The sequence below is a fragment of the Tritonibacter sp. SIMBA_163 genome (assembly GCF_046535935.1).
GTDB lineage: Bacteria > Pseudomonadota > Alphaproteobacteria > Rhodobacterales > Rhodobacteraceae > Epibacterium > Epibacterium scottomollicae.
This window is the reverse complement of sequence record NZ_JAWJBP010000001.1, coordinates 348,395-373,530: the sequence shown is the minus strand read 5'-3', so window position 1 is coordinate 373,530 and position 25,136 is coordinate 348,395. Positions and strand designations below refer to the sequence as shown.

Genomic DNA, 25,136 nt, shown 5'->3' with positions numbered 1-25,136 from the left:
TATGACGTTAGCTTTGGGGGCGGCGCCAGCGGTGCAGGATGTCAGCGCCGATGGCGCGGGTCTCCACCAGCTCAAACCTCGGGGCCTCGGCGAGGCGGCCAATGCCAAGCGCACCGATCGAGGGCAGGCCTTCGGCGCCGATGCTGAGGCCGGCGGTAAAGCCGACCAGCTCGTCCACCAGATCATGCGCCAGGAGCGTCGCGGCCAGCGCGCTGCCGCCCTCGCAGAACACCCGGGTCAAACCGGCGCTGCCCAGTTGTTGCAGCAAGTCATGCGGGTCGATCTGGGTGCCAAGCGCGCTGCAGGACAAAAGCGTCGCGCCCAGTCCCTCCCAGGCGCGCAGCCGTTCCGCATCGGCACCAGTGCCATGGCAAAGGTAGAGCGGGACCTCCCTGGCGCTGCGGGCGAGTTTGCTCATCAAGGGCAGGTCAAGATGGCGCGAGACCACCACTCGAGCTGGCTGATCGTCGATGCCGAGATCGCGCACGGTGAGCGAGGGATCATCCGCCCGCGCCGTCCCGGCCCCGACCATCACCGCATCATGGCGGGCGCGCATCGCATGCACCACACGACGGGCCTCCGGGCCTGTGATCCATTGGCTCTGCCCCGATCCAGTGGCGATGCGCCCATCAAAGCTGGAGGCCAGTTTCAGCGTCACGAAGGGGCGGCCCTGTTCTGTCTTGAGAAAGAATCCCTCGTGATCAAAGCCGGCCTCATCTGCGCGGATGCCACTGGTCACGGTGACGCCGGCGGCGCGCAGCATTTCAAAGCCCTGACCGCTGACCCGGGGGTCGCTATCCTCGATGGCGGCGACCACGCGGGCAATGCCCGCATCGATCAGCGCCTGGGCGCAGGGCGGCGTCTTGCCGTGGTGGGAGCAGGGTTCAAGGCTGACATAGGCCGTGGCGCCGCGCGCGCCCTCGCCCGCCTGTGCCAGAGCCATGGCTTCGGCATGGGGGCGCCCGCCGGGTTGGGTCCAGCCCCGGCCCACGACACGGCCATCCTTCACGATGACACAGCCCACCGCAGGATTTGGCCATGTTCGGCCCTGCCCACGCCGCCCGAGCGACAGGGCAAGTCCCATGAAACGATGGTCGCGAGTGCTCACTGGATCAGACCTTTCCCCAGGCTGTTGGCAGGCCGCGGGGCCGGGCGTTACGTCTCGGGCTGGATCGGTGGACGCAGCTCGTGGACAAAGTCCTCAAAGTCATCCGCCGCCTGGAAATTCTTGTAGACGCTTGCAAAGCGGACATAGGCCACGGTGTCGATGCGGGCCAGCGCCTCCATCACGATTTCACCGATCTTCTTGGAGCCGATATCCGTCTCGCCCATGCTCTCAAGCCGACGCACGATGCCGGAGATCATCTGGTCGATGCGCTCGGGATCAACCGGGCGTTTCTGCATCGAGATGCGGATCGAGCGTTCCAGCTTGTCGCGGTCAAAATCCTCGCGCTTGCCGTTGGTCTTGATCACCACGAGATCGCGCAGCTGCACCCGTTCATAGGTGGTGAACCGCCCGTCACAGGCCGGGCAATACCGACGCCGCCGGATCGAGACGTGATCCTCCGCCGGGCGCGAATCCTTCACTTGCGTGTCGACATTTCCGCAAAATGGGCAGCGCATCCGCCGGCTCCCTTCCCTCGAGATAAATCGTTCTAGTGCGCAGGCTTGCGCAGTTATCCACAACTATAGGGGAGCAGCTAGGGTTTGGGTAGAGGGGAAATTCAACCGCAAGACCTTGGCGCGATCCGGAGCGCGAGCGCCCTCTTTATCACGACAGATGGGCAAAGATCCGGCGGTTGTGCGGTGCGTCGCGATGCTCGAACAGGTAAATGCCCTGCCAGGTGCCCAGCACCATCTGCCCCTCCGACACCGGGATCGACAGGCTGACCGGCATCATCGCCGCCTTGATGTGGGCGGGCATGTCATCCGGCCCCTCGTAGGTGTGACGCAGATAGCCCATGTCGGGGTGGCTGGAGGGCGGCACCAATCGCGCGAAATAGGCCAGAAGGTCCGTTTGCACCTCCGGGTCGGCGTTTTCCTGGATCAGTAGCGAACAGGAGGTATGCCGCACAAAGAGCGTCAGCAGGCCCTGCGCAGCGCCGCTGTGCGCCACGAAGCGCTGCACGTCACGGGTTACCTCATAGAGCCCCTGCCCGCGCGTCGCGACCTCAAGCTCCTGTTGCTGCATCACCGGGGCAATCTCAGAAGAACGGCAGCGGTTCGATATCGCGGCAGAAGCTGTCGCCACTGGAGACGCTGAAGTTATCGCCCGGTTTGAAGCCAAAGGTACTGATGAACGGGCGCGGGCCGCCCTCTCGCGCCACAGGGGCGAGCGTGAAGGTCACACTGTCGATGCGACCGCTGACCGTGCTGGGCGCGCGTCCTTTGGCGACATAGATGTCCTGCGACCACCCTGCCCCAAGCGCACGGCGGGCGTATTCCGAGGCGGCACACCAGTAGGCGGCGCCCTCCGCGCCGATTTCCGGCACCACCTCAAAACTGCCATCCTCCAGCGCGTAGATGCGGGCCATCGCGCGCGAGGAGAAGTAATCTGCTTGCGGGCCCAAGCCTTGCGGCACGCTGCACCCCGCGAGGACAGCTGTCGCGGCAATCAACGGCAGGACGAAGACACGAGAAAAGATGCGAGGACGAATGGGCATTGGAATATCCTTGTAGCCGAAGCCGGTTGCCCAAAATGTAGTGTAGCTCTCCCGGAGGGACAAGCCGCAGCGCCGCACCGCGACACAAACGCGCCGAAATCAGGTCAGCGCGACTGCGGGAAGGGAATCACATCTGCGGTATGGCCGGTGCCAAGGGTCTCTTCCAGCAGGTCGAGAGCTGCCGGGTTTGGCGCCTCGCCTCCGTCCGCGCGGTATTTTTCGCGCGCCTTACGGCGCAACATCGCGCGGGTTTCCTGCGGGCTCATCCGCTTCAGGTCCTGCTCATGGTCACGCAAAGCTGCCACGAGGAAGGAATTCACCTCCGTCATCGTGTCCAGCGCATCAAGTTTTTCATCGAGCGCCTCCACGGCGCGCGTCAATTCAGTGCTGCTACTCATGTTCACCCCCCGGTGCTTGGCGCAAGTGTATCGACTGCTCCCACGAACAGAAGTTAATTTATCGAAAGATTTAATCAATATGCAGAAGGCCGGATTGGTTAACGCGCCGCGCGCTGCTCTCCCCGCCCCGACCTGAGGCGCGCAGCCCTCACATGGCATCACATGAGGGCGCCACCAGGCGCACCCGCGCGCAAATCACCAACGAAAAAGGGCGCCCCGCGTGGGACGCCCTCAAAATCATGGCAACACAGTGTGCTTACTGATCGAGGAAGCTGCGCAGTTTGCGCGAGCGGCTCGGGTGCTTGAGCTTGCGCAGCGCCTTGGCCTCAATCTGACGGATCCGTTCGCGGGTCACCGAGAACTGCTGGCCGACCTCTTCCAGAGTGTGGTCGGTGTTCATGCCGATGCCGAACCGCATGCGCAGAACCCGTTCCTCACGCGGCGTCAGCGACGCCAGCACGCGGGTGGTGGTTTCCTTGAGGTTTTCCTGAATGGCGCTGTCCAGCGGCAGCACGGCATTCTTGTCCTCGATGAAATCGCCCAGCTGGCTGTCTTCCTCGTCCCCGATGGGGGTTTCGAGGGAGATCGGCTCCTTGGCGATCTTCATCACCTTGCGGACCTTCTCCAGCGGCATCTGCAGCTTTTCAGCCAGCTCTTCCGGGGTCGGCTCGCGGCCGATCTCGTGCAGCATCTGACGGCCGGTGCGGACCAGTTTATTGATCGTCTCGATCATATGCACCGGAATACGGATGGTGCGCGCCTGATCGGCGATCGAACGGGTGATCGCCTGACGGATCCACCAGGTGGCGTAGGTCGAGAACTTGTAACCACGGCGGTATTCGAACTTGTCCACGGCCTTCATCAGGCCGATGTTGCCTTCCTGAATGAGATCAAGGAACTGCAAGCCACGGTTGGTGTACTTCTTGGCGATGGAGATCACGAGGCGCAGGTTGGCCTCGACCATTTCCTTCTTGGCCTGACGGGCCTCTTTTTCGCCCTTCTGGACCTGCTGCACGATGCGGCGGAATTCCGAGATGTCGAGACCGACATACTGGCCCACCTGCGCCATGTCGGCGCGCAGCTCTTCAACCTTGTCGGTGGAGCGTTCGATGAACATTTTCCAGCCACGGCCAGGCTTGTCGCCCATTTCCGACAACCAGTTCGGATCCAGCTCGCGGCCACGATAGGCCTCGACGAATTCCTTGCGGTTGATGCGGGCCTGGTCGGCCAGCTTCACCATGGCACTGTCGATCTGCATGACGCGACGGTTGATGCCATAGAGCTGGTCAATCAACGCCTCGATGCGGTTGTTGTGCAGGTGCAGACCGTTCACCAGTTCGACGATCTCGGAGCGCAGCTGCTGATATTTCGCCTCGTCGCTCTGCGAGAAGGAGCCATCCTCGTTGAGGGTGGCCGAGATCCGCAGATCCTGCATTTCCGACAACATCGCGAAATCGTTGGAGATCCGCTCCAGCGTTTCCAGCACGCGATCCTTCAGCGCCGCTTCCATGGCCGCGAGGGACATGTTGGCCTGTTCGTCATCGTCGTCGTCATCGTCGTCGTTGTTGAGGATCGGATTGCCGTCGGCATCCAGCTCCGGGCCGGAGTCCTTGTCTTTTTCCGGCTTGGCCGCACTCGCCACGGCAGAGGTATCCACCACCGGTTCGCCCACGCCGCCCTCTTCGTCCATCTGGTCGCCAAAGGTGGTTTCCAGATCGATGACGTCGCGAAGGAGAATATCCTCGGACAGAAGTTCGTCGTGCCAGATGGTGATCGCCTGGAAGGTCAGCGGGCTTTCGCACAGCCCGAGGATCATCGTGTTGCGACCAGCCTCGATGCGCTTGGCAATCGCGATCTCGCCCTCGCGGGACAGCAGCTCGACCGAGCCCATCTCGCGCAGATACATGCGCACCGGATCATCGGTACGGTCCAATTTCTCGGACCCAGCACCGGCCACCGCAACTTCGCGGTTGGCTTCGGTGGAGACCAGTTCGGTGGAGCCTTTGTTCTCCTCCTCCTCGGCCTCTTCGTCCTCGATGATGTTGATGCCCATCTCCGACAGCATGGACATGACGTCCTCGATCTGTTCGGAGGAGACCTGATCCGGCGGCAGAACCTGGTTCAGCTGATCGTAGGTGATGTAGCCCTTCTCACGAGCTTCAGCGATCATCTTCTTGACTTGGGCCTGGCTCATGTCGAGCGAAATTTCCGGCTCCTGGTCGTCAGGCTTGCGGTCGTCGGTATCTTTGGCGGCCATTCAATGCTCCTCTAAGGGGCTGCGGGCGATTCGGCTGATGCGAATCTGTAGAGCGGTCATCTGATTCGTCACCCGGTTTACCCAATTTTTCTCCAAGCTTCTTTAGCAAAACGTCACACCGCGGCGTCGTGGCCACAGTTTACCACGCAAAATACCGGTGATTCGTCATTCTGCCGTGAAGCCGATTCGCTTGAGCAGGTCCCCGAAGGCATCGCGCTCATCCCGATTGAGCCGCGCCCCGTTTTCACCCACGTCATAAGTTGCCTTGTCCTCATTTTCGCTGCGCACAGCCCGGTTGCGGGCCTCTGCCGCCTGACGCAATCGCCAGGTCAGGGCCTCATCCGCCAAGCCATCCAGATCCTCTTCGGCCTCCGCCAGTTCGGCATTGAGCCCCGCGATGCTTTCGAGTTTTGCGAATTCTTCGGCCAGTGTCAGACTGGCCATGTCCAGATCGCCGGGTTTTCGCACGCAGGGGCTAAGTGCCACATGGCGCAGCGACAGCAGGTTTTCAAGAGCATCCGGCCCCAGAGCATAGGCAATTTCATCGCGCAGTCGCTCTGGTGCATCGATCCCGAAGCGCAGCAACAGGTCCCGCAGATGGGCGTGATCCATGTCCAGGCACTGCATGCGTTCCAGGTTGACCTCGAACTCCGGGATCACCGTCGGCGTGGTGATGGCGGTGGCCAGAATCACCGCCTCGCGCACCCGGGCGAAATCATGGTCTTCGGCGGAGGCGACAATCGAGGCGCGTGTGGTGCTGCGCGGCGCTGGCGGGGCTCCCCATGGCGCCCGCCGGCCATCGCGAAACCCGCCTTGGGCACGGGAGCGCGGCTGGTAGCCTCCGGGACGCTGGCCATAGCCGGAGCCCCCCTGCCCGCCGCGACCACCGCCGTCGCGATTGCCGCGAAAGAGCTGAAAACGCAGCTCTTTCAGGTCCTCGGCATAGTGCTGACGGATCGAGGGATCGCGGATCAGCTTGATCTTCTCGCGCAGGGATTTGTCCAGCGCTGCCTTGCGTTCGGGGCTGTCGAACACCCGGCCTTCGGTCTCGCGCCGCCACAGCAGCCGCACCATCGGGATCGCCTGATCCAGCACCGCCTGCACCGCCTCGACGCCCTCGGCGCGCAACAGGTCGTCCGGGTCCTTGCCTTCCGGCATGATGGCAAAGCGCAGGGATTTGCCCGCCTCCAAGAGCGGCAGCGCCATGTCGATCAGCCGCATCGCCGCGCGCAGACCAGCGGTGTCGCCATCCAGCGCAATCACCGGCTCGTCGGACATCCGCCACAACAACTGCAGCTGATTGTCGGTCACCGCAGTTCCCAAGGGCGCCACGGAGGAGGCAAAGCCGGCCTCCGCAAGCGCGATCACATCCATGTAGCCTTCGGCCACGATCAGCGTACTGCCGCGCCCCGAGGCCGCCCGCGCGGGGCCGTGGTTGTAAAGGTTGCGCCCCTTATCAAACAGCTCGGTTTCCGGCGAATTCAGGTATTTGGCGTTGTCATTGGGATCCATGGCCCGGCCGCCAAAGGCGATCGCCCGGCCCCGCGCATCGCGGATCGGAAACATGATCCGGTTGCGGAACACGTCATAGGGCCGCTTGCCCTTGTTCGAGGGTTTGGCCAGCCCCGCGCCCAGGATCAGATCGTCGGCGACATCCTTGCCCTTCAGCGCATCCCAGAGGTTCTGCCAGCCGTCCGGGGCAAAGCCGATCTCCCAGCGGTCCAGTGCGGCCTGGTCGAGACCACGGCGTGCCAGATAGGCGCGCGCCTCGCTGGCGCCTTGGGTCTTCAGCTGCAGGCGGAAGTAGTTCACCGCCTGCTCCATCACCTCGGCCAATTGGGTGCGGCGGTCCTGTTTCTCGGCCGCCTTCGGGTCGCGCTTGGGCATTTCCAGCCCGGCCTCGCCCGCGAGGATCTCCACCGCCTCCATGAAGGAGACATTCTCTGTCTCCTGCACGAACTTCAGCGCATCGCCCTTGGCGTGACAGCCAAAGCAGTAGTAGAATCCCTTGCGGTCATCCACATGAAAAGACGCGGTTTTTTCATGGTGAAAGGGACAAGGGGACCACAGGTCGCCCTTGCCCGGCTGGCTCTTGCGCTGGTCCCACATGACCTTGCGCCCGACCACGTCAGACAGGCTGACGCGGGTGCGCAATTCATCCAGGAATCCGGGCGGCAACGACATTCACATCTCTCCAGTCAGGGGGCGCATCAGGTGCTGGTTCAGCTACCGGAGAGGTTCTTTTTCATTTCCTGAATCTGATCCCAGTTTTCCACACATTGGGTCTCGAAGATCTCGCCCAGGTCGATGTTCTTCAGGTCGCGACGCTTCATCTGATAGACGTGTTGCGTCAGCTGCGGGATGGCGTTGGAGAAGTTCTCCGGCCACTCCGGTTCGGCGGCGCGGATGGTCTCTTCGACCTTGCCCTCGGGCACCCGGTCCAGACGCGCGGCTTGCACGGCGGCCATCACCTGCCCCTGATATTTGCAGCTTTCCTCCTTGCCGAGGTCTGCGGCAGAGAACGCGGGGGTGGCGAAGAGGGGCGCGGCCACAAGTGCGGCTGCGAAGATGTTGCGGATCATGGATCAGCTCCGGAATCAGTTTCGTGATCCCTGTCAATCTAGCCCCGTGCTGCCACGGCTTCCATGGCTCTTTTCAAATCGTGAACAAGCGTCGCCGAAAAAGAGCGGAACACCATGATTTGCAAGGCTTTTGGTCCGACCCGCGTGATAGACGCCATCATGTGTTTCAGCTCCGTGCGCGCGGTGTGGCCGCGTTTGAACACCTGTGGCCGCAGATCAATGGGCACCAGACGGGCCATCACCTCCTCGGCGCGCGCGCCCTCCAGCCGCACCACCGCCCAGCCATCGCTGAGGTCGGTGAGCGCTGCATGTGCCGCGAGGTTAGGATCGGCCACGGGGCCGACCAGCAGCGCCTGCGCCCGGCCAAACCAGATCGCGCGAGCCTCCGCCTTGCCAGTGGAGCGGTTGGGCGCGGGAAACCCCATGCCATGCGCGGCGTTCAACGCATCGCTCAGCGGTTTTTCCTGCCCCTTGTAGGGCGCGATCAGGGTCATGGCGGCGGGCATGTCCTCTGTGAGGGTCACGTCACCAATGGTCAGCGGCAGCAGCCCCGCGCAGGGGGAGTGTGCGGCAAGTTGCATCTCAGTTTCAGCCACGAACGCGCCCTCCCTCAGGGTCAAAGAACACAGGGTTCACCACTTCGCACAGGGTGTCGATGCCCCGCGTATGATCCACCAGCCGGATGGTATCGCCCATCCGGTCCGGCCCGCCCGACAGCATCGCCAACCCGATCATATGTCCCAGCGTCGGCGAGAACCCCACCGAGGTCACATAGCCAAGGTCATTGACCCGCTCCACGGTGTCATCGGGGTCAAACAGATGCGCCCCGGCGCTGAGCGCCTGCATCGCGCCCACGGGTTTGAGGCCCACAAGCCGCATCCGGTCGTCATCCATCAGCCCGTCTCGTTCCGACAAAGCCTTGCCCCAGCAGGATTTCTTTTTCGAGACCAGTCCCTGCATGCCGAGGTCAAAGGCGGTGACGGTGCCGTTGATCTCAGCATGGGTGATAAAGCCCTTCTCGATCCGAAGCACATTCAGCGCCTCCATCCCGTAAGGGCCACCGCCGAGGGGTTCAGCCCGCTCCAGCAGCAGGCGATAGAGTGCGTCGCCATAGCGCGCGGGCACCGCGATCTCATAGGCGTGTTCGCCCGAGAACGAGATCCGGAACAGCCGCCCGGCCACGCCCGACACGGTGATCGCCCCGCAGGCCATGAAAGGGAAGGTCTCACTATTGACGTCCTCGTCCACCAGCGCGTCGATCAGATCGCGCGCCTTGGGGCCAGCCACCGAGAACTGGGCCCATTGATCGGTCACAGAGGTGAAGCGCACATCAAGATCCGGGCGCACCACCTGCGTGAGGTACTCCAGATGCGCCATCACCTGCCCCGCCGCCGCGGTGGTGGTGGTCATCACATAGTGGTTTTCCCCCAGCCGCGCGGTGGTGCCGTCATCCATGACAAAGCCATCCTCGCGCAACATCAGACCATAGCGCACGCGCCCCAGCTTCAGGGTAGAGAACAGGTTGGTATAGGCGAGATCCAGCAGCTCTGCCGCATCCGGTCCCTGAATGTCGATCTTGCCCAGTGTCGAGACATCGCAGACGCCCACGGCATTGCGCACCATGGTGACCTCGCGGTCGCAGGATTGCCGCCAGGTGCTCTCGCCGTCCTTGGCGAAATAGCTGGCGCGATACCACAGGCCGACCTCGATATTGGCGGCACCACGCTGCAGCGATGCCTTATGCGAGGTCAGATAGCGTTGCGGCATAAACCCCTGATCCTCGGCCCCTGCCCCCATCGCAGCAATGGACGTGGGCACGAAAGGCGGGCGGAAGGTGGTGACACCGGTTTCCGCAATGCTGCGCCCGGTGGCATCGGCCAGCACCGCCAATGCGGCCACGTTGGAGTTCTTGCCCTGATCGGTGGCCATGCCTTGGGTGGTGTAGCGCTTCATATGTTCGACCGAGCGGAAGTTCTCCCGCGCCGCCTGCGCCACATCCTTGACGGTGACGTCGTTCTGGAAATCGAGCCACGCCCGCCCCTTGCCCGGCACCGCCCACAAGGGGCTGATCCGGTAGGGCGCATCGGTGGCCTCTGGCAGAGGCGCAGGATCAACCGATGTGCCGATGCTGGCCAGTGCGGTGACGGCGGCCTGCGCGCCATCCTGCAAGGCACCATGGGTGGAAAACACCCCATTGGCGGCCCCTGCGACCACCATGCCCGGCACCGCATCCGGTTTTGGCAGGAAGGCCGCCAGCTCCCGGTTCCACTCCGGGCGCGCGCCCATGTGGCAGGTCAGATGCACCGAGGGGTTCCAGCCGCCAGATACGGCCAGACAATCGGTTTGCAGCTTTTCCTCGCCATTGACGCTGCGGATGGTGACGCTCTCCAGCCGCTGCCGCCCGGCGCTGTCGCAAATCATCGCGCCCTTGATGACGGGGAATTCGCCACTGTCGGGCGCGTCATGGCGGCTGTCGACCACGGCGGTGACATGCACCCCCTCCGCCACCAGATCCCGCGCGGTGCGATGGGCGTCATCGTTGTTGGCAAACACGGTGATCCGCGCGCCCGGAGCCACCCCCCAGCGATTAAGGTAGGCCCGCACCGCCCCCGCCATCATGATGCCGGGGCGGTCGTTGTTGCGAAAGGCGATGGGACGCTCGATCGCCCCCGCCGCCAGCACCGAGGCTTTGGCGGCGATGCGCCAGAAACACTCGCGCGGGCGATGCGCGGTCTTGAGCGACTGGCTCGGCGGCAGGTGGTGCGAGACCCGCTCCAGCGCCGAATAGGTGCCCTGGTCATAGACGCCGGTGACCGCAGTGCGCGGCATCAGGCGCACGTTGTCCATGTCCTCCAGCTCAGCCAGAGCCTCTGCCACCCAGACATGCGCGGGCTTGCCGTCAATCTCCTCAACCTCTGCCAGAAGACGCCCGCCCATGCGGCTATCGTCTTCGGCGAGGATCACATCAGCCCCCGCACGCCCCGCCGTCAGTGCCGCCATCAGCCCGGCCGGGCCAGACCCGATCACCAGCAGGTCACAAAAGGCAAAGGCCTTCTCGTAAGGATCCTTGTTGGCCGCCCCGGACAAGGCCCCAAGCCCCGCCGCGCGCCGAATGATCGGCTCATAGAGCTTCTCCCACAGGGGCGCGGGCCACATGAAGGTCTTGTAATAAAACCCCGCCCCAAGAAAGGGCGCGGCCAGATCGTTCACCGCCATGACATCGCGCTCAACCGAGGGCCAGCAGTTCTGGCTCTGCGCCGCCAGGCCCTCGAACAGCTCCTGCTGGGTGGCCCGGATATTGGGATCTCGCGCCGCGCCCTTGCCGGTGCTGACCAGCGCGTTGGGCTCCTCGGAACCTGCGGTCAGGATGCCACGCGGACGGTGATATTTGAACGAACGCCCCACCAGATGCACGTCATTGGCCAAGAGGGCCGAGGCCAGCGTGTCGCCTTCCAGCCCCATGTAATCCTTGCCATTAAACGAAAAATTGACGGTCCGATTGCCGGACACCAGCCCCTTGCCGGAAATCCTCATGACTGGCCCTCCTTGATCGCAAGGCCCGCGTCTTGCGCCAGCGCCACGCCCAGCATCTCATGGGTGGCGGTGTTGCGCGTGACCTTCAGCCAGGCCCCACAGCCCATGTCATGCTGCCACAACTCCTCCAACGGCCCGGCCGGGTTGTCGCGCAGATGCACATGCGCGTCCCATTCCGCCACCCCAGCCTCCAAAGCAGGCACCGGCAAGGCCGCGCCCTTGTAGGTGAATTCGCGCCGATCGCACGCGCCGCACAGCGGACAGGTGATCCTCATGACAACCGCCCCTTCATCTTTTCAAAAATACCTCCGCCGGAGGCTCCCCATCTGCGCGACAGGCGCTTAGTGCAGATTGTGTTGCGCACCGGTGCCCTCCTCATCCATCAGACCATAGCCGCTGTGGAACCGGTCCAGCTTGAACCCCGTGGCCGCCTCATGCGGGCGGTCGGTGGCGATCAAATGCGCAAAGCAATGCCCCGAGGCCGGCGTCGCCTTGAAGCCGCCGTAACACCAGCCCGCATTGAGGTAGAGTCCCTCGATCGGCGTGTGGTCGATAATGGGCGATCCATCCGGCGTCATGTCCATGATGCCCCCCCAACTGCGCAGCAGCCGCGCCTTGGTGACGGCGGGCACCATGGCCGCAATCGCCTCCATCGTGTGTTCCTGCATCGGCAGGTTGCCCCGCGCCGCATAAGAACTGTAGAAATCCAGATAGCTGCCAAACACCAGCCCGCCCTTGTCGGACTGGCTGATGTAGAGATGCCCCTCGGCGAAGGTGATCACATGGTCGATCACCGGCTTCAGCCCCTCGGTGACAAAGGCCTGCAGCACATGGCTCTCGATGGGCAGGGTCAGCCCCGCCATCGCCGCCACCTGGCTCGACCGGCCCGCCGCCGCCAGCGCCACCTTTTTGGCCCGGATCGGTCCGCGCGCGGTCTGCACGCCCACCACTTTGCCGCCCTCGACATCGATGCCGGTCACTTCGCAGTTCTGGATCAAATCAACGCCGAACTGGTCCGCCCCGCGCGCGAAGCCCCAGGCCACCGCATCATGGCGCGCGGTGCCCGCCCGGCGCTGCAACAGCGCGCCCATGATCGGAAAACGGTTGTTGTCGTAGTTGAGGAAAGGCACCAGCGTCTTCAGCTGATCACGATAGAGGATCTCCGCATCGTCGCCCTGATTGATGATGGAATTGGCACGGCGCACCGCGGCATCACGCTGGCCATCGTTGTGAAACACATTCAAGATGCCGCGCTGGGACATCATGGCGTTATAATTCAGATCCTGCTCCATCCCCTCCCAGAGCTTCAGGGAATGGGAATAAAACTCCGAATTGCCCGGCAGGTAATAATTGGCGCGCACAATGGTGGTGTTGCGCCCGACATTGCCGCCGCCGAGGTAGCCCTTTTCCAGCACCGCGATATTGCGCAGACCATGTTCCTTGGCGAGATAATAGGCGGTGGCCAGCCCGTGACCGCCACCGCCCACGATAACCACATCATAGTCGCGCTTCGGTTCCAGGTCGCGCCAATGCGAGGTCCAGCCCTTGTTGCCGGTCAGCCCTTCCTTCAGCACCCGCCAGCCCGAAAATCGATCCGAAATCCCCATGGCCCACTCCCAAACGGTGTTTCACGCCGCACCACGCCCGATGGCACGCCCTGTCGCCCTAGTGCTAGCGGGTTTGCGCGCCCGGTCATAGCCCCGCCTCCAGCACCGCGGCATTCTCTTGCGCAGATGGCCACGAACTGGGCACTTATGTCCAGTGCAATTTCAGAGCAAAACCATCGCGCCCCTGCCGACGCTGGCAATACAGCAGGGCGCGACACCCGAAGGTACCGCGCCACGCGTCAGGTGAAAATGAAGCCGTGCCTGCAAGGCCAAGGCACAGCAGGGATGCCACACAGCATCAGCGTGTTACCCATTCCCACCGGTCAGATCCTGCGCCAGCATCAGCGCATTGCCATCAGGGTCGTAGAAGGTCGCGGTTTTGACCATGCCCTCGACGACATCCGTCTCGCCATCAAATGTCACCTCGGCCTGTTCCAGCTTCTGCCGCGCCGCGTCCAGATCCGCGATCCCGAAGACCGGCACACAATTGCCGGGTGCGGGCTTGGTGTGCTCGCCAAACCCGATGACAACACCGGGCGTGTTTGTCCGGATCTCGGACCAGCCCGCGTCATCAGCATGATAGAGCAGCTCGAACCCCAACATGCTTTGGTACCATTTGGCGCTGGCATGACGGTCGGTGACGGACATGGCGAGGGTTATGGTCTGATCGACGGAAATGAGTGACATGGGCTTTCCTTATGATTCAAAATATACTAACTATACTTTATGGACATTAAGCTGTTTGTCAACATCACCTCACGGGCCTGGGCACTGCCGATATTGTCGAGCCTGCATTCGGGTGTCGCCGGGCGGCAGGCGCCGCTGCTGGCTGCCACTGGCGCCAGCAGGACTGCCTTCGCGCAAAGCATGGATCACCTGATCCAGTTGGGCCTTCTTGAGCGAAACCCGGGCTACGGCCACCCGCTGCGTCCGGAATTCCGGCTGACACCTCTGGGAAAGACGGTCGCGGCCCTTGCCGATAGAATCCGCGATGTTGCAACAGAGGAAGACTGGCCCCTGCTGCGCCGGTCATGGACGTTGCCGGTTCTGACATCGCTGCACCGGCCGAGTCATTTCACGGAGATCAAGCAACAGCTGCCGACGATTACAGATCGGGCGCTGTCGCAGTCGTTGAAATCAATGGAAGCCCGGGACTGGGTCTGCCGCAGCGTTGATAGCGTCGCCCGCCCGCCAAGATCCATCTACAGCGCGGTGAACACCGGGGGCCGGATCAGTCAGGTCATCGCGCCCGACGTGGGTTTTGCTTAGACGCGCGGGCCCGGGTTGAGGGGATATCGCCATTGCGCGACAACGGCACATCTCCCTTGGGAGACAAAACAAAAAACGGCGGGTGGAGACCCGCCGTTTTTGTTGATTGCTGTGCAGGCGCGTCAGAGGCCCTTGGCGCGGTAGCTGGAGGCCACCTTGTCGATGGAGACCAGATAGGCGGCGGTGCGCAGGTCGGAGACATCATCACGCTCGTGCCAGACCTGCCGCATGGACTGGTAAGCAATGCGCATGGTGTCATCGAGACCGGAGCGCACCAGCTCCAGCTCGCCCGCGCCGCGGAGGTATTTCTCCTTGAACTTGGGATCGAGCGACCAGGCCTTGCCCATGCTTTCCGACAGCATTTCCAACTGATCGACCACCAGCTGGTGGCGCGCCTCTTCCTGACGGCGCTGCATGCGGCCAAAGCGGATGTGCGACAGGTTCTTGACCCACTCAAAGTAGGAGACCGTCACACCGCCGGCGTTGGCATACATGTCGGGGATAATGACCACGCCCTTCTTGCGCAGGATCTCGTCCGCACCGGCGGTCACCGGGCCGTTTGCGGCCTCAATGATCAGCTTGGCCTTCACATTGGCCGCGTTGGAAAGGTTGATCACCCCTTCCAGCGCCGCCGGGATCAGGATGTCGCATTCTTCCTCAAGGTACTTTGCACCGTCCTTGATATATTGCCCCGAGGGGTAGCCATCGACGCCGCCGTGCTTGGCGATCCAGGCGCGCAGATCCTCGATATCGAGACCGTTTTCATCAAACAGCCCACCGTCCCGCTCGATCACGCCGACGATCTTGCAGCCGTCCTCCTCAGAGAGGAACTTGGCCGCGTGGTAGCCCACGTTGCCGAGACCCTGCACGATGACGCGTTTGCCATCGAGGGTGCCGGAGAGACCGGCCTTGGCCTTGTCTTCCTCGTAGCGGAAGAATTCCTGCAGCGCATATTGCACGCCGCGGCCCGTGGCCTCGACCCGGCCAGCGATGCCGCCCGCGTTGAGCGGCTTACCGGTGACACAGGCGCGGGAGTTGATGTCGGTGGTGTTCATGCGGGCATATTGGTCCGCAATCCACGCCATCTCGCGCTCGCCGGTGCCCATGTCGGGGGCGGGCACGTTCTGCGAGGGGTTGATCAGGTCGCGCTTGGCCAGCTCATAGGCAAAGCGGCGGGTGATCAGCTCCAGCTCGTGCTCCTCATACTGGCGGGGGTCAATGCGCAGACCGCCCTTGGACCCACCAAAGGGTGCTTCGACCAGGGCACATTTGTAGGTCATCAGCGCCGCCAGCGCCTCAACCTCGTCCTGGTTCACGCCCATGGCGTAGCGGATGCCGCCCTTGACCGGTTCCATATGTTCGGAATGGACCGAACGGTAGCCGGTGAACGTGTGCATCTGGCCGCGCAGGCGGACCCCGAAACGCACCGTGTAGGTGGCGTTACAGACGCGGATTTTCTCCTCCAGCCCGGGCGGCAGGTCCATCAGCGCCACCGCGCGGTTGAACATGAGATCCACACTTTCGCGGAAGCTGGGTTCTTTGAGATTGCTCATGGGATAATCCCCGTCCTTCTGAAACGACTCAAGTGAGTATGCTCCCCATCTATGCAGAGAACGTTACCGACTGCGACCGTTTATCCCCGGAAATTGCACAAAAAACTGGCAGTTTAAGAACGTTAGCGATCACGAATCGTTCAGAGCGGGCCTGCGCATGGCCCCAACCGTGATTGTTTCCAAGCGTGGAACAACCGCGACAGCCGGGCGCGGATTAAGATCAAAATTTCATAAGAAGCACCAAGTTAGGCGTGGTTCCGCCCAAGTTCGGCCATCTTCCTCAACAAAAATTAAGAGAATATTCATGTCCACAAGTGCCCAGGCCTCTCAGGTTTGAGTCTGCGCGCATCGGACCGAAGGAACGAATGAACTATGAAGGTAAACTTCTGGAATTCATCTGCTCTGACCGGACCGCAATCGCGGTCGGGTCTGATGTGCCGACTGAAGCGCTTTCGCGAAGACGAAAGCGGTGTGCTGGCAAAGCCGATGGTCGCGACGCTGTTGCTCATGCTTGCTGTGGCCGGGATCGGCATGGATGTCGTGCGCCTGGAACGGGATCGCACCGAATTGCAATATACGCTTGACCGCTCCGTGCTGGCGGCGGCCGACCTGGATCAGCCGCTGGATGCCAAAGAGGTGGTGATCGACTACATGACCAAATCCGGTCTCGGCGAATATACCACCGCCGTGGACGCCGAGGTCTCGGTCTCGTCTCGACGCGTTTCCGCAAGCGTGGACGCGGATTTTGATCCCTATTGGATGAAATTCGCCGGCTACGAGAGCGTCCTGCCGCTGAACGCCGCCGCCACTGCGATCGAGAGCATCGGCAACGTGGAAATCTCACTGGTGCTCGACGTGTCCGGCTCGATGCGCAACAATTCCCGGCTGGTGAACCTGAAACGGGCCGCCAAGGAGTTCGTCCAGACCATGGACGAGAACACCGAAGACGGCAATATGACGATCTCCATCGTGCCCTATTCGACACAGGTGTCGATGCCCGAGGCCTTTCTCGACCGGATGCAGGTCAGCGGTGAGAACCGCTATTCCCATTGCCTGAACTTCGGCCAGTCCGACTTCAACTCCGCGAACCTTGATCTGCAGCAGACCTATCAGCGCGCGATGCATTTCACGATCTGGAACAGCGGTGATTATCGCGACAGAAACCAGCATGTGCGTCAACCCACCTGCGCCTCGCATGATGACAACCCGGAGCGCACGGCGCTTCTGATGTCGGACAATGTCGCGCAGTTGCAGAACTACATTGATCGCTTCAGCCCCTCCGAGAACACATCCATCGACCTGGGCATGAAATGGGGCACCGCGCTGCTGGATCCATCTGTGCAGCCGATCATCGCGCAGCTTGCCGACAGTGAGAACCCGAACCAGTCGATCGACTCGATCTACGCCGACCGCCCGGTGGCATACTCGGACACCGAAACGCTGAAGGTGATCGTGATGATGACCGACGGGCAGAACACCTCGCAATACTACGTCAACAACAGCTATCGCGATGGCCTGTCGACGGTCTGGTATAATGAAGATGCCGACGTCTACTCCACATATAATCCCAACCGCAGCTACGACAGGTTCTTTTGGGACCACACCAGAACATGGGAAGATCATGCCTATGGGAACGGAACCTATGAGGAGACCACCTGCACCGGCACAATTTACTACGGCAATTGCTATTACGGGTCCTGGCAGACCAAGACCGTAGAAGAGCCGGGCCAGGCAGAAGAACTGACCTACAACGAGCTCTTTGCCGACACCTCTCTGAAGTATGTCTACAACAGGCTCTTCGGCGACTGGATGAACAACGCCAGATACTACTGGTATGACCGCATCTATTCCTACGTCGGCTCAAACAGCAAAGATTCCCGCACGTTGGCGGTATGCGACGCGGCCAAGGACGAGGGTATCGTCGTCTTCACGATCGGTTTCGAGGCACCCTGGCGCGGCCAGCAGGTCTTGCAGCAATGCGCAAGCTCCGCCTCGCATTACTATGACGTGGATGGGTTGGAGATCTCGGATGCCTTTGCGTCCATCGCCACCGCCATCCGCCAGCTGAGGTTGACGGAATGATGAACTGGCCAAATCCCATAAAAACCCTGCGGGCCTTCCGCCGCAACGAGGACGGCAACGCAACGGTCGAGTTTGCCGTGTTGTTTCCGCTGATGCTGATGATCCTGTTTGCCACGGTCGAACTGGGCATGATCACCCTGCGTCAGGTCATGTTGGACCGCGCCATGGATATGACGGTGCGCGATATTCGCCTCGGAACGGGTGGAAACATGCAACACGACGACATTCGTGACCGCATCTGCGACCGCACCGGCATGATCGACGATTGCGCGGTGTCGCTGAAGCTGGAGATGGTCCAGCTGGACCCGTTCAATTGGTCCGGTGTCACGTCGGTCCCGGATTGCGTGGACTCGATCGAGCAGGTCGACCCGGTCAACACCTTCGTCAATGGCGCATCCAACGATCTGATGTTCCTGCGCGCCTGCATGAGCTTTGATCCGCTGTTCCCGCTCTGGGGCCTGGGCGGCAGCATGCAGAAAGATGATGACGGGCGGGTCCGCCTGTTTGCCTCCAGCGCCTTTGTTCAGGAGCCAAAGTAAGCCATGTTCAAGATGCTATCAGATACCCTGCGTCGATTTCGGCACCGCGAAGACGGCAATATCGCGATCGAAACTGCAATTTACCTGCCCTTCCTGCTGGGCGTCTTTGCAGTCACCTTTACCCTGTTCGACCTGTTCCGGCAGGAAACCGTGAACACCAAGGCCGCCTATACGGTCTCCGACCTCATCTCGCGTGAAACCACCGCGCTGAACGACGAATACATCAACAGCATCTACACGCTGGGGCGGATGATGGCACGCGCCGACTCTGGCATGTCGATGCGGGTCTCGGTGATCCGCTGGGACGCGGATGATGCGCGCTATTATGTGGACTGGTCCGTGGAACGTGGCGCGCAGATGGACATCTGGACCGACGCGACGGTGGTCGACATCGAGGACAAGCTGCCGACGATGCCGGATGAGGAACGGATCATCGTTGTCGAAACCTGGAATGACGTGGAACCGGCGTTCAATGTGGGTCTTGGCACACGCAATATCTACAATCTCGTCTTCTCCCGCCCGCGCTTTGCCTCGCAGATCGCATTTGAGGGATCTGTGGTCAGCGATGGCACCATCCATGACGACGAGGTGGTCGACAACGCCGAGAGTTAAGAGCAGACCGCCGTTGTTGCTGCAACGGCGGTCTGTCCTGCCTCAGCCCGGCCGTGATCATCACGGGTCGGGCTGAGGCCTTTTTGCGTCGATCACCAGATGCGGTTGCCCGTCCGACGTCTTTTCCTGGCTGAAGCCTTGGGGGCCAATCACGCCGGTGACCCGACGGCGCAGGTTCGAGAACCGCGTCGAGGTCACCACATCCACCGCCACGTCCAGATGCAGCTCCAGCCGCAACCAGCCGGGGTGCCCCGGCGCCGGAGTGGCGCGCAGGATCCGGGCGGTGAAAGGCTGCGACAGATACCGGCCCGAGACGCGCTCCCCCGGAGCAAACTGGCGCGCATCCGCTTGGGTCAATGTGGCAACGCAGGCATTCCAGTCGCGAAACCCCAATTGTTGTGCGACATGTTCAAGCGCTGCGCTGTGGCTGTGGGCTTCGCCCTGCTGCGCCCGTTCTTGGCGCCATTCGCGCGCCGTTGCCTTGGCTTGGGCAAGGGTTGGCAAGTCCTGTCTCATGGGGTGCCCTCCGGCGCTTGATTGATTGGCAGCACTCTGCCACGACGGCGAAGGTCCAGCACCACCAGAAGCGTCAGCAGCAACAGCGCCGCCTCCCCCATCGGTGCGGCCAGCCAGATGCCCAGTTCCCCCCAGTGTGCCGCCAGAACAAACGTCAGCGGGATCGAGAAGAGATAGGGTTTCGCCAGTCCCAACAGCGCCGCACGCGCCGCGTCCCCGATGGCCTGGAAATGCATCGCCACCATCATCAGCGGCCCCGCGAGGGTGAACAAGCCGCCAAGAATGGGCAGGATGCGCGCAACCTGCGCGATGACGCCGGGGTCAGTGACAAACCAGCCCGCGATATGCGCCGCGCCGAGGCTGAGCGTGGCCTGCATGGTGGCGCAATAGAGCAGCGCCATCATGCAGGCGAGCCTGAGGCTCTGACGCACCCGCCCGTGCGCGCCTGCGCCATAAAGATTGCCCGTGATGCTTTGCATCGCATAGGACAGCCCCAAAAGCGGCAGGAAGCTGAAGGTCAGCAGCCGGGTAATCACCCCGTAGGCGGTGACGATCTGCGCGTAATCCGGCGTCTCAACCCATTGCAGTGCCGCCATGATCGCCGCCGCCCCCAGCGCGATGCCGATGAAATTGAGGCTTTGTGGCGCGCCAAGCGCCAGCATCCGCCCCCAGCCTGCCAGAAGGCTCTGCTGTCGCAACACGGCGGGGGTCAATACGGACTGGCCGCGCAGGCGAAACACCAGGATCAGGGCGAGCGCCAAGGCCTGCGCCAGGGCGGTGCCCAGCGCCGAGCCTGCAACGCCCAGCCCAGCCTCGGCAATCAGCAGGTAGTTGAAGGCGATGTTGGAAAGCGAGACCACAAGGCTCATCAGCGCCATCAGCCCCGCGCGCCCCTCGTTGCGCAGCGCGTCGGAATTGACCGACAGCACAAACAACAACGGCGTGCAGCCCACGGTGATGCGCAGGTAGGTGTGGCCCATGGCGGCCAGCGCCGCATCGCCCCCGGCTGCGGCCTGCGTCACCGCATTGCCGCAGAGCACAAAGGCCAGCATCAGCGCGACCGAGACCGCCAGCGCCAGACCGTGCGCGCCGGCATAATCCGCCTGCGCCGCCGCGGTCTCATCCGCGCCGAGGTGCCGGGCAAGGCGGCTGGACATACCGCTGGCCACCAGCGTCGCCAGCGCCACGACCAGCATGTAGGCGGGAAACATCAGTGTCACGGCGGCCAGCGCCTCCGGCCCAACGAAATGCCCCAGAAACAAAGCATCTGCCACGGTCAGACAGCCGTTCATCCCCATCACAAAAATGATGGGCAGAGCGGTCTTGGCATAGATCGGACCCAATCGTCCGGTCAGAAAATGGTTGGTGGGGGAAGATGTCATATCCCCGATCTCCTCTTGCAGGTGTCGCGCAAGAACAGGATGGGACCCGCATTACCACCCGCGCGAAATGCGTGGAGGATGATCGATAGACAGAGATGTCTGCAGAACTTCACCAAGGCCAAAGGCCAGCGGGCGGCGGGGGTCTGCGCCCCTGAAGCCTCGCTTAGGCTGAGTCCGGGCGTGCGTCAAGTCCCGATGATCGCGCCAAAGGTCGCGTTCCCTCCTCATGGGTTTTGGTTTAACACATGCATGAACGGTGGCCGCCGCGTTCAGTCCGGGCTGATTTCAGGCGTTGGGCGTATATTGAACCGTATGAATTTATGTCTGTTTTCAGCAGGTCAGAGAAAGTTCGCATTAGAGATGCTGTCAAATACACTCCGGATACTGGCACCCGCCATTGCGCTGGCCGCAGGCATATTGGGCCTTGCCGCCATTACCGTGGTCATGATCAACCCTGTCGGTTTTACGTATCTTTTGGGGTTTCCCGCCCTGGCGGGCTTCATCATCATGTGGTTCCGCCCCAAGAATTCGCTCAAGACGTTTGGCAAGTCGATCGCATGGCTGTTGTTCGTCATGCTCCTGTCCCTGCTCGGCTCTTTGGTGAGCGGTCTTGAGGGGCTGATCTGCATCACAATGGCCCTGATCCCGATCCTGTTTGGCACGTTGCTCGGGGGCGTTTTATATCTCAGCTATGACCGCTGGAAGACATTCTCGAAGAGCACCCTGAGCGCCGCAAGCCTGCCGGTTTTGGCCATCGTTCTGCTGGATATGCTGCCAACGGGTCCAACTGTATATGAGATCTCGGACTCGATCCTGATCGACGCGCCGCCTGCGGTGGTGTTTCAGATGCTCAAATCCATTCCGGATATTTCGCCAAACGAGATCCCCACGCGCAGCTCACATCTGCTTGGGGTGCCCAAACCCACGGCGGCGGTTTGGGAGGAGAGATCAGACGGTGCCGTGCGGCATTCCCACTGGGGAGACGACATTCATTTTCTGGAGCGGATCACCGCATATGAACCTGATCGGCGCATTGCATGGGATTTTGAGTTTCCAGACGGCTGGGCCCCCGAGGATATCGAAGACCCGCATGTAAAGGTGGGCGGCCAGCATTTTGATGTCCTGCGCGGCGCATATGTCCTCGAAGACCACGGCGGCAAAACGCGGCTTTCCTTGACCACCTGGACCTATGATGGATCAGGCATGGGGGCTTACGCGGAATTCTGGCACAACTTCTTCTTTGACGATTTCCATGACGTGATCCTGGAGTTGGTCAAGGCGCGCACGGAACGCAGCTTGGCCGGATAACCCGACAGGTCTGCCAGCAACGACCAGCCCCTCAGCCCGCGTCGCGTTCTACCATCATCGCGGCGAGGATTTCGGTCATGGTTTTGGTCTGCGAGCCCGGTGTTACACCGCCGATACCAATGCGCCGTCCCATGCGCCACCAGAGGCCGGGGTACCAGCAGCGCTCGCCGGTGATCTTGCTGCGCATCAGAAACCCGTTGGAGGGTTTGAACGCAAAGAAGCCGCGATCCAGCACATCGAGGTCCTTGATCCGGATGATCTCGGTCCCGTCAGAGCAGCGCAGCCCTTCGGCGGTCAGCTCAATCCGGTGGGCGGTGGCCTGCCACATGCGATAGCCCATCCACAGCGACCCGCCGGAAACCGCCAGCAGGAACGCCTGCCAAGCCAGACCCGGCGTGCTCGACATGGCGACATAGAGGGTCATCAACCCCAATCCGACCAGCAGCGACACACCGATCACGCGGCGCGACGGTGACGCCTCCACCGTGGCAAAAATCTCGTCAGAGCCGTGCAGGCTGGTCATGGATTGCTCTCCCTCAGGTCAATGACGGAGGGTTAGCGAAAAACAGCCGGATCTAACAGCCCTTTTGCGCCTGTACGGGCGATACGCGTTCAGCGGCCTGATCATGGTATGGAGGGCGACCGCCCGCATCGGTTCGCCCGCGCAGATCCGACCTCCCTCCGGGCCGCGCCTTAGTCCAGACCGTTGATATGGGTGCAGGCCCAGAACACGCGCGCCTCCTCGGGCCCGGTGCTGCGCACACCGTGCCGCATGGTGCTGTCGTAATAGGCGCAGTCCCCGGCGGTCAGAATGACCGGCTCGTAATGCTCCACCAGCAGTTCGACCTCGCCCGAGAGCACAAACAGCAGCTCCTCGCCGTCATGGCGGTCCAGATGCGCGGGCGATGTGTCTCCGGCGGCGCTGATGGTGCCGATCAGCGGAATGATCTTCTTGCCTGTCAGCCCGTTGCAGAGCACCTCGTAGTCGTAGACCTTGCCTTCGACAGACCGGCCCTGCCCCGCGCGGGTGACGGTCAGACGGGTGGTGCTGACCTCATCCTCCGGCTCTGCGATCAGCTTCTCCAAGCCGACGCCGTAACCCCGCGCGAGTCGCAAGAGATTCTCAAAACTGGGGGACACTTTGCCGTTTTCGATCTTGTAGATGGTCGAAACCGCAAGGCTGGTGCGTTCGGAGGTCTGTTCCAACGTCATCCCTGCCGAGCTGCGTAAACCTTTGACACGCCTGCCGAGTTCGCTGCGGATGCGCTCTTTTTCACTGTCGTCGAGCAAGGGGGCCAATGCAGTTGAAAGAGAAGATGAGTCTTTTTTTGTTGTTTGAGACATGATTTTTCTTATTTTACCAAAAACTGCCTATATGCACCGGCTCTGAGCGATTTGGATGAAAGTATGCATGACCAACAGGACAGTGGCCAGCGTTTTGCCGTGATTGGCGCGGGCGTTGTGGGGCTGACCACCGCCTACCACCTTGCCATGCGAGGCCATCAGGTGACTGTCATAGATCAGGCGGAGGCACCGGCGTCCGGTTGCAGCTATGCCAATGCCGGGATCATCGCTGTCGGCCATGCGGAAAGCTGGGCCGCGCCTGCGGCCCCGCGCCAGATGCTTGGTGCGGTACTGGGGCGCGCGCCCAGTTTGAAAATCAGCAAGCTGCTGGACCCGGACCTCTGGCGTTGGGGGCTGGCCTTCCTGCGCCATTGCACCGCCCGCGCCCATGCGACCAATTCCAATGCCATGGCACGGCTGTCTCGCCATGGGCGTCGGATGCTGCAAGATCTCGAACAGGCCACGGGTCTGGACTTCGATCAGGATCATGACGGGGCGTATTATCTGTACGGGGATCGCGCGGCCTATCATGCGCGGGTCAAGAGCCTGTCGAACGGGGATCAGGGGTTTGTGCCGCTGAGCGCGTCAGAGCTGATCCAGCGCGACCCTGCCCTGCGCACCTTTGAGGGCACATTGCAGGGCGGGCTGGTGTCATCCGTCGACAGCAAGGGCGACTGCCATCGTTTCACCCAGGCCCTGGCGGAATGGTTGCAGCAGAACACCACCGTGACCTTTTGCTACGAAACATCCGTGACCGGGTATCGGCGCGCAGAGGGGCGGGTGCAGGCGGTCCAGACCCCATCCGGCGAGATTGCCTGCGATCAGCTGGTGGTCGCGGCCGGGACCGGCACCCCGGCGCTGACCTCATCACTTGGCGTGCGGCCGCTGATCTACCCGGTGAAGGGCTACTCCGCCACCTATACAATCCTTGACGACAGCCGCATCCCGCAGCGCCCCTTTGTGGACGAAACCAACCTCGTGGCGGTGACCCGGCTTGGGGATCGGCTGCGGGTGACGGGGATTGCCGAGTTTGCGGGCCATGACAGCAGCCCACGGGCCGACCGCGCAGCACATCTGGACGGTTACGTGGCCCGGCATTTTACCGGCGCCGTGGATCTTGACGGGGCCCGCCACTGGGCCGGGCTGCGCCCCAGCACACCAAGCGGGCGTCCCTATATCGGCCAGTTGCGCAACACGCCAAATGTCTGGCTCAACGCCGGGCACGGGCAACTTGGCTGGACCATGGCGGCGGGGGCCGCGCAGGTGCTGAGTGACCTTGTCGATGGCGTGCGCCCTGCCCCATCCGACGTTTCCGAGACAGCCAGCTGGCTCAAGAGCGCCTAACCCGGCACGACGACTGAGGAAGATCTGATGAACATTTTCGGCCAGCACCTGCCCCGCAGCGCCCCGCACTCTGCTGCGCGCAGAGACACGCGAATAGGCACATTGGACACATCGGCCAGTGGGGTCCATGGTAACAGCATGGTGCC

24 protein-coding genes are annotated in these 25,136 nt (G+C 62.2%); 6 read left to right on the top strand and 18 right to left on the bottom strand.

Going from position 1 to position 25,136, the window contains the following annotated elements:
- Nucleotides 1-7: 7 nt before the first annotated feature.
- From ribD to R0J92_RS01635, 13 genes are all read right to left on the bottom strand, one after another.
- Nucleotides 8-1,108, bottom strand: coding sequence for a bifunctional diaminohydroxyphosphoribosylaminopyrimidine deaminase/5-amino-6-(5-phosphoribosylamino)uracil reductase RibD (gene ribD, locus R0J92_RS01695; protein WP_411050517.1), 1,101 nt, complete (start codon nt 1,106-1,108; stop codon nt 8-10).
- Between the two features lie 47 nt (nt 1,109-1,155).
- The gene (nrdR, locus tag R0J92_RS01690) at nt 1,156-1,623 is read right to left on the bottom strand and encodes a transcriptional regulator NrdR (RefSeq protein WP_106162239.1); all 468 of its coding nucleotides are present in this window, start codon (nt 1,621-1,623) and stop codon (nt 1,156-1,158) included.
- A gap of 148 nt (nt 1,624-1,771) precedes the next feature.
- Entirely contained in the window at nt 1,772-2,191 is a 420-nt protein-coding gene (locus R0J92_RS01685; RefSeq protein WP_411050516.1) for a secondary thiamine-phosphate synthase enzyme YjbQ, read from the bottom strand.
- Between the two features lie 13 nt (nt 2,192-2,204).
- The gene (locus tag R0J92_RS01680) at nt 2,205-2,663 is read right to left on the bottom strand and encodes a hypothetical protein (RefSeq protein ID WP_411050515.1); all 459 of its coding nucleotides are present in this window, start codon (nt 2,661-2,663) and stop codon (nt 2,205-2,207) included.
- Nucleotides 2,664-2,767: 104 nt separating this feature from the next.
- Complete coding sequence (locus R0J92_RS01675; RefSeq protein WP_411050514.1) at nt 2,768-3,061, bottom strand: hypothetical protein; 294 nt, start codon at nt 3,059-3,061, stop codon at nt 2,768-2,770.
- 256 nt (nt 3,062-3,317) lie between these two features.
- Entirely contained in the window at nt 3,318-5,318 is a 2,001-nt protein-coding gene (rpoD, locus tag R0J92_RS01670; RefSeq protein ID WP_317386846.1) for an RNA polymerase sigma factor RpoD, read from the bottom strand.
- Between the two features lie 165 nt (nt 5,319-5,483).
- The gene (gene dnaG / locus R0J92_RS01665) at nt 5,484-7,502 is read right to left on the bottom strand and encodes a DNA primase (RefSeq protein WP_411050513.1); all 2,019 of its coding nucleotides are present in this window, start codon (nt 7,500-7,502) and stop codon (nt 5,484-5,486) included.
- Nucleotides 7,503-7,540: 38 nt separating this feature from the next.
- Nucleotides 7,541-7,900 carry a hypothetical protein gene (locus R0J92_RS01660; RefSeq protein WP_106162233.1) on the bottom strand — a complete coding sequence of 120 codons (360 nt, stop codon included), beginning with the start codon at nt 7,898-7,900 and terminating at the stop codon, nt 7,541-7,543.
- A gap of 38 nt (nt 7,901-7,938) precedes the next feature.
- Complete coding sequence (locus R0J92_RS01655) at nt 7,939-8,496, bottom strand: sarcosine oxidase subunit gamma (protein WP_411050512.1); 558 nt, start codon at nt 8,494-8,496, stop codon at nt 7,939-7,941.
- Nucleotides 8,489-11,434 carry a sarcosine oxidase subunit alpha family protein gene (locus tag R0J92_RS01650; protein WP_411050511.1) on the bottom strand — a complete coding sequence of 982 codons (2,946 nt, stop codon included), beginning with the start codon at nt 11,432-11,434 and terminating at the stop codon, nt 8,489-8,491. Before R0J92_RS01650 ends, R0J92_RS01655 begins: the two co-directional genes overlap by 8 nt.
- A complete protein-coding gene (locus R0J92_RS01645; RefSeq protein WP_411050510.1) occupies nt 11,431-11,709 on the bottom strand; it encodes a sarcosine oxidase subunit delta in 279 nt (92 codons plus the stop codon). Before R0J92_RS01645 ends, R0J92_RS01650 begins: the two co-directional genes overlap by 4 nt.
- Nucleotides 11,710-11,775: 66 nt before the next feature.
- Entirely contained in the window at nt 11,776-13,041 is a 1,266-nt protein-coding gene (locus R0J92_RS01640) for a sarcosine oxidase subunit beta family protein (protein WP_411050509.1), read from the bottom strand.
- 306 nt (nt 13,042-13,347) lie between these two features.
- A complete protein-coding gene (locus tag R0J92_RS01635; protein WP_411050508.1) occupies nt 13,348-13,728 on the bottom strand; it encodes a VOC family protein in 381 nt (126 codons plus the stop codon).
- Nucleotides 13,729-13,767: 39 nt separating this feature from the next.
- Between R0J92_RS01635 and R0J92_RS01630 the strand changes: the two genes are divergently transcribed.
- Nucleotides 13,768-14,310 carry a winged helix-turn-helix transcriptional regulator gene (locus tag R0J92_RS01630; protein ID WP_411050507.1) on the top strand — a complete coding sequence of 181 codons (543 nt, stop codon included), beginning with the start codon at nt 13,768-13,770 and terminating at the stop codon, nt 14,308-14,310.
- Between the two features lie 122 nt (nt 14,311-14,432).
- On the opposite strand, the gene R0J92_RS01625 is transcribed toward R0J92_RS01630, so the two are convergent.
- Nucleotides 14,433-15,863: a Glu/Leu/Phe/Val family dehydrogenase gene (locus R0J92_RS01625; protein WP_106162226.1), complete on the bottom strand. Its 1,431-nt coding sequence runs from the start codon at nt 15,861-15,863 to the stop codon at nt 14,433-14,435.
- Nucleotides 15,864-16,235: 372 nt separating this feature from the next.
- On the opposite strand from R0J92_RS01625, the gene R0J92_RS01620 reads away from it, so the two are divergent.
- Genes R0J92_RS01620 through R0J92_RS01610 form a run of 3 tightly spaced genes read left to right on the top strand, consistent with a single transcriptional unit; the run spans nt 16,236 to nt 19,096 of the window.
- Nucleotides 16,236-17,945: a pilus assembly protein TadG-related protein gene (locus R0J92_RS01620; protein ID WP_411050506.1), complete on the top strand. Its 1,710-nt coding sequence runs from the start codon at nt 16,236-16,238 to the stop codon at nt 17,943-17,945.
- Nucleotides 17,942-18,484, top strand: a complete 543-nt coding sequence (locus R0J92_RS01615; RefSeq protein WP_106162224.1) for a TadE/TadG family type IV pilus assembly protein — start codon at nt 17,942-17,944, stop codon at nt 18,482-18,484. The genes R0J92_RS01620 and R0J92_RS01615 overlap by 4 nt, the downstream gene beginning before the upstream one ends.
- A 3-nt stretch (nt 18,485-18,487) precedes the next feature.
- The gene (locus tag R0J92_RS01610) at nt 18,488-19,096 is read left to right on the top strand and encodes a TadE/TadG family type IV pilus assembly protein (RefSeq protein ID WP_106162223.1); all 609 of its coding nucleotides are present in this window, start codon (nt 18,488-18,490) and stop codon (nt 19,094-19,096) included.
- A 60-nt stretch (nt 19,097-19,156) separates the two neighbouring features.
- Here the strand turns inward: R0J92_RS01610 and R0J92_RS01605 are convergent, their stop codons facing one another.
- Together R0J92_RS01605 and R0J92_RS01600 are read right to left on the bottom strand one after the other, a co-directional pair.
- Nucleotides 19,157-19,612: a glyoxalase superfamily protein gene (locus tag R0J92_RS01605; RefSeq protein ID WP_106162222.1), complete on the bottom strand. Its 456-nt coding sequence runs from the start codon at nt 19,610-19,612 to the stop codon at nt 19,157-19,159.
- Nucleotides 19,609-20,994, bottom strand: a complete 1,386-nt coding sequence (locus R0J92_RS01600; protein ID WP_411050505.1) for an MATE family efflux transporter — start codon at nt 20,992-20,994, stop codon at nt 19,609-19,611. The genes R0J92_RS01605 and R0J92_RS01600 overlap by 4 nt, the downstream gene beginning before the upstream one ends.
- Nucleotides 20,995-21,354: 360 nt before the next feature.
- Between R0J92_RS01600 and R0J92_RS01595 the strand changes: the two genes are divergently transcribed.
- Nucleotides 21,355-22,302, top strand: coding sequence for an SRPBCC family protein (locus tag R0J92_RS01595; protein WP_411050504.1), 948 nt, complete (start codon nt 21,355-21,357; stop codon nt 22,300-22,302).
- A 31-nt stretch (nt 22,303-22,333) separates the two neighbouring features.
- Here the strand turns inward: R0J92_RS01595 and R0J92_RS01590 are convergent, their stop codons facing one another.
- Both R0J92_RS01590 and R0J92_RS01585 read right to left on the bottom strand, forming a co-directional pair.
- Nucleotides 22,334-22,825: a hypothetical protein gene (locus tag R0J92_RS01590; protein ID WP_106162219.1), complete on the bottom strand. Its 492-nt coding sequence runs from the start codon at nt 22,823-22,825 to the stop codon at nt 22,334-22,336.
- A gap of 170 nt (nt 22,826-22,995) precedes the next feature.
- Complete coding sequence (locus tag R0J92_RS01585; protein WP_411050503.1) at nt 22,996-23,601, bottom strand: helix-turn-helix domain-containing protein; 606 nt, start codon at nt 23,599-23,601, stop codon at nt 22,996-22,998.
- Between the two features lie 108 nt (nt 23,602-23,709).
- Between R0J92_RS01585 and R0J92_RS01580 the strand changes: the two genes are divergently transcribed.
- Complete coding sequence (locus R0J92_RS01580) at nt 23,710-24,990, top strand: D-amino acid dehydrogenase (RefSeq protein WP_411050502.1); 1,281 nt, start codon at nt 23,710-23,712, stop codon at nt 24,988-24,990.
- Nucleotides 24,991-25,136 lie beyond the last annotated feature (146 nt).

Excerpts from the sequence above, each read along its gene's own strand:
- R0J92_RS01635 (WP_411050508.1), bottom strand. The coding sequence starts at position 13,728 with ATGTCACTCATTTCCGTCGATCAGACCATAACCCTCGCCATGTCCGTC.
- R0J92_RS01590 (WP_106162219.1), bottom strand. The coding sequence starts at position 22,825 with ATGACCAGCCTGCACGGCTCTGACGAGATTTTTGCCACGGTGGAGGCG.
- R0J92_RS01675 (WP_411050514.1), bottom strand. The coding sequence starts at position 3,061 with ATGAGTAGCAGCACTGAATTGACGCGCGCCGTGGAGGCGCTCGATGAA.
- R0J92_RS01615 (WP_106162224.1), top strand. The coding sequence starts at position 17,942 with ATGATGAACTGGCCAAATCCCATAAAAACCCTGCGGGCCTTCCGCCGC.
- dnaG (WP_411050513.1), bottom strand. The coding sequence starts at position 7,502 with ATGTCGTTGCCGCCCGGATTCCTGGATGAATTGCGCACCCGCGTCAGC.
- R0J92_RS01620 (WP_411050506.1), top strand. The coding sequence starts at position 16,236 with ATGAAGGTAAACTTCTGGAATTCATCTGCTCTGACCGGACCGCAATCG.
- R0J92_RS01685 (WP_411050516.1), bottom strand. The coding sequence starts at position 2,191 with ATGCAGCAACAGGAGCTTGAGGTCGCGACGCGCGGGCAGGGGCTCTAT.
- rpoD (WP_317386846.1), bottom strand. The coding sequence starts at position 5,318 with ATGGCCGCCAAAGATACCGACGACCGCAAGCCTGACGACCAGGAGCCG.
- R0J92_RS01595 (WP_411050504.1), top strand. The coding sequence starts at position 21,355 with ATGCTGTCAAATACACTCCGGATACTGGCACCCGCCATTGCGCTGGCC.
- R0J92_RS01645 (WP_411050510.1), bottom strand. The coding sequence starts at position 11,709 with ATGAGGATCACCTGTCCGCTGTGCGGCGCGTGCGATCGGCGCGAATTC.
- R0J92_RS01680 (WP_411050515.1), bottom strand. The coding sequence starts at position 2,663 with ATGCCCATTCGTCCTCGCATCTTTTCTCGTGTCTTCGTCCTGCCGTTG.
- R0J92_RS01605 (WP_106162222.1), bottom strand. The coding sequence starts at position 19,612 with ATGAGACAGGACTTGCCAACCCTTGCCCAAGCCAAGGCAACGGCGCGC.
- R0J92_RS01610 (WP_106162223.1), top strand. The coding sequence starts at position 18,488 with ATGTTCAAGATGCTATCAGATACCCTGCGTCGATTTCGGCACCGCGAA.
- R0J92_RS01650 (WP_411050511.1), bottom strand. The coding sequence starts at position 11,434 with ATGAGGATTTCCGGCAAGGGGCTGGTGTCCGGCAATCGGACCGTCAAT.
- R0J92_RS01660 (WP_106162233.1), bottom strand. The coding sequence starts at position 7,900 with ATGATCCGCAACATCTTCGCAGCCGCACTTGTGGCCGCGCCCCTCTTC.
- R0J92_RS01625 (WP_106162226.1), bottom strand. The coding sequence starts at position 15,863 with ATGAGCAATCTCAAAGAACCCAGCTTCCGCGAAAGTGTGGATCTCATG.
- nrdR (WP_106162239.1), bottom strand. The coding sequence starts at position 1,623 with ATGCGCTGCCCATTTTGCGGAAATGTCGACACGCAAGTGAAGGATTCG.
- R0J92_RS01580 (WP_411050502.1), top strand. The coding sequence starts at position 23,710 with ATGCATGACCAACAGGACAGTGGCCAGCGTTTTGCCGTGATTGGCGCG.
- R0J92_RS01640 (WP_411050509.1), bottom strand. The coding sequence starts at position 13,041 with ATGGGGATTTCGGATCGATTTTCGGGCTGGCGGGTGCTGAAGGAAGGG.
- R0J92_RS01630 (WP_411050507.1), top strand. The coding sequence starts at position 13,768 with ATGGACATTAAGCTGTTTGTCAACATCACCTCACGGGCCTGGGCACTG.
- R0J92_RS01600 (WP_411050505.1), bottom strand. The coding sequence starts at position 20,994 with ATGACATCTTCCCCCACCAACCATTTTCTGACCGGACGATTGGGTCCG.